Source organism: Mycobacterium sp., from assembly GCF_035653355.1.
Lineage (GTDB): Bacteria > Actinomycetota > Actinomycetes > Mycobacteriales > Mycobacteriaceae > Mycobacterium.
Genome location: NZ_DASRBZ010000101.1, coordinates 1 through 2,404, shown reverse-complemented (window position 1 = coordinate 2,404; position 2,404 = coordinate 1). Strand labels below are relative to the sequence as shown.

Here is a 2,404-nt window from a genome sequence, read left to right as displayed (position 1 = left end):
CACGCCGCGGAATGAAAGGACGGCCCGCGGAAGCTGTCTGCACCGTCGAAGTCGGGTATGTAGGGCCGGTTCAGCTGCCCGACCGCGGTGATCACAGCACGGGCCCGCATGGTGGTGATCTGGCCGTCGTGTGATCGTGCGGTGATCGTCCAGACGCCGTCGTCGTCGTTCCAGTCGGCGGCAAGCACCTCGGTCTGCCAGCGTACGTGCTCACTGAGCTGGTGTCTGTCCATGACCGCGGTGAAATACGCTCGCAGCTCGGGTTGTTCGGCAAAGAAGTGCGCCCAGTCGTTGCTGGGCTCGAAGCTGTAGCAGTAGAAGTGGTTGGCGACGTCGACACGCGCACCGGGATAGGTGTTCTCCCACCAGGTTCCGCCTGGCCCGGCGTTCTTCTCCAGGATCGTGAACGGAATGTTGGCCTGCTTCAACCGGATCCCAGCCAGAATGCCCGACTCGCCGCAACCGATGACGATCACCGGAACGGTTGCGGCCTGCTCGGGCTTCAGCGGCGCCGGGCGACGCGGATCAACGCCGTCGAAGTCCAGCTCCTCGAACAGCAGGGGCAGATAGTCCTCGGGCACCGTCTCGCAGACGGCCCAGTCCATCATTTCCTTGATTAGCTCGCGGGGCAGCGGCGCGGGTTCGGGGCAGCCACGGTCGCGGTAGTCGGTGATTACCGGCAGCGCAGTTGCGCGTGCGCGGGCCTTGTCCTCCTCGGACATGAAGCCCTGGACCTCGTTGAGGAATATCCCGGCGGGCTTGACTTCGCGGATGAACCGCGGGTCCCCGGTGATATGGACCAGCGAGAGCAGCAGGGTCGGGATGCTGACCTGCTGTAGGGCGGCGGCGATCTCGGCGGTGGGCGTGGTGAACGGTTGGCCGGCGTAGCGGCTGCGCATCAAGCCCGATCCTTCCCGACGATTACGCTACTCAGAGTTTCGGAATAGCTCGATACGATACGCGGGACGTCATAACTGAGCAAGGACCTATCTTCGGGATGGATACGCATCGGCCACAGGGCGGCGAAGGGTTGAGGCAGTCGACATCACCCGGCATTGCCGCGAAAGCGGGGCTGACTGCCGCATGGCGGTTCGTCCGTAGCGCCCCGCTGACGTATCTGTGGCTCGCTGTCCTGCTGATCACCACAATCATCCAGCATCACCTCAGCCGCCACGAGCTGCATACCTTGCTCGTGCACCGCTCCACCAACATTGCGCATCTGAGCACCGACCCGCTCTACGTGCTGTTCGCCAGCCTGTTCTGGATCGATGGCGGAAAATGGATACCGTGCCTGGTGCTGTTCAGCTTGTTCGTTGCCCCGGCCGAGCGATGGCTGGGCCAGTTACGTTGGCTTGCAGTCGGTCTCACCGCGCATGTCGTCGCGACGTATATCAGCGAGGGCCTGTTGTATCTGGCAATCGAGCGTCACCTGGAGCCGGAACGGATGGTGCACGTCCGCGACGTCGGTGTCAGCTACTTCATGGTCGGCGTGATGGCGGTGCTCACCTACCGCCTCGCACCGCCCTGGCGCTGGGTCTACCTGGCGGGGTTGGTGGGCTACTACGGCGCCGGGTTCGTCGCCAATCCCAACTTCACCGGCATCGGCCACTGCTCGGCGATCGCCCTCGGGCTCTGCTGTTACCCGCTGACCCGGCACCGCGACGGCCCGCTAATGAACCCGGCACGCTGGTTCGAGGGGCGCGCGGCTATCCGCGGGTCGCAGTGACGTAGGCCAGCGACCCGAACGCCGCCTGCTGGTCCTCGTCCGCCGTTTGCACCGAAAAACCATGAGCGACAAACAGATCAGCAGCCCTCGTAGCGGTCGCTTCCCAGCCATGGGAATTCAGATAGTCCACCACGTCCTGACGCTCACCGGGATACCACAAATCAGTCATCTCCACGTCGAAGCCATGCTGCTGCCAGCGCTCGGTGACCTCTCGCATCCGGTCGACGATCATCGGCACGGCCTGGCCCGCGTTGGCCATGTTCTCGGTGGCCAACCGGCTGTGCGCGGCGCTGAGCGCAGTGACGTTGTCCAGCAGCCGATCCTGGGCGTCGGGCGGCAAAAACGGCAGCAAGCCCTCGGCACTCCACGCCGCCGGTTGAGTGGGGTCGAAACCCGCGCCTTTCAGCGCGGTCGGCCAGTCGTGGCGCAGATCGACGGCGACCGCGCGGCGGTCGGCGGTCGGCGTAGCACCGAGATCAGCCATGGTCTCGGTCTTGAACTCGAGAACCTTCGGCTGGTCGATCTCGTACACGGTGGTTCCGGCCGGCCACGGCAACCGGTAGGCCCGGGCATCGAGACCGGACGCCAAGATGACTGCCTGACGGATGCCGCGCGCGGCGGCGTCGGTGAAGAAGTCGTCGAAGAATCGGGTGCGCACGGCCATCATCTCGCTCATCC

The 2,404-nt window shown here is 64.9% G+C and carries 3 protein-coding genes; 1 reads left to right on the top strand and 2 read right to left on the bottom strand.

Going from position 1 to position 2,404, the window contains the following annotated elements:
- On the bottom strand, positions 1 to 899 hold an 899-nt coding region (locus VFA16_RS03240; RefSeq protein ID WP_324966433.1), incomplete at its 3' end, for an NAD(P)/FAD-dependent oxidoreductase.
- A gap of 98 nt (positions 900 to 997) precedes the next feature.
- Here VFA16_RS03240 and VFA16_RS03235 point away from each other — a divergent pair.
- A complete protein-coding gene (locus VFA16_RS03235; protein WP_324966432.1) occupies positions 998 to 1,726 on the top strand; it encodes a rhomboid-like protein in 729 nt (242 codons plus the stop codon).
- Here VFA16_RS03235 and VFA16_RS03230 read toward each other — a convergent pair.
- The coding region (locus tag VFA16_RS03230) for a class I SAM-dependent methyltransferase (RefSeq protein ID WP_324966431.1) at positions 1,707 to 2,404 on the bottom strand (698 nt) is incomplete at its 5' end. The genes VFA16_RS03235 and VFA16_RS03230 overlap by 20 nt on opposite strands.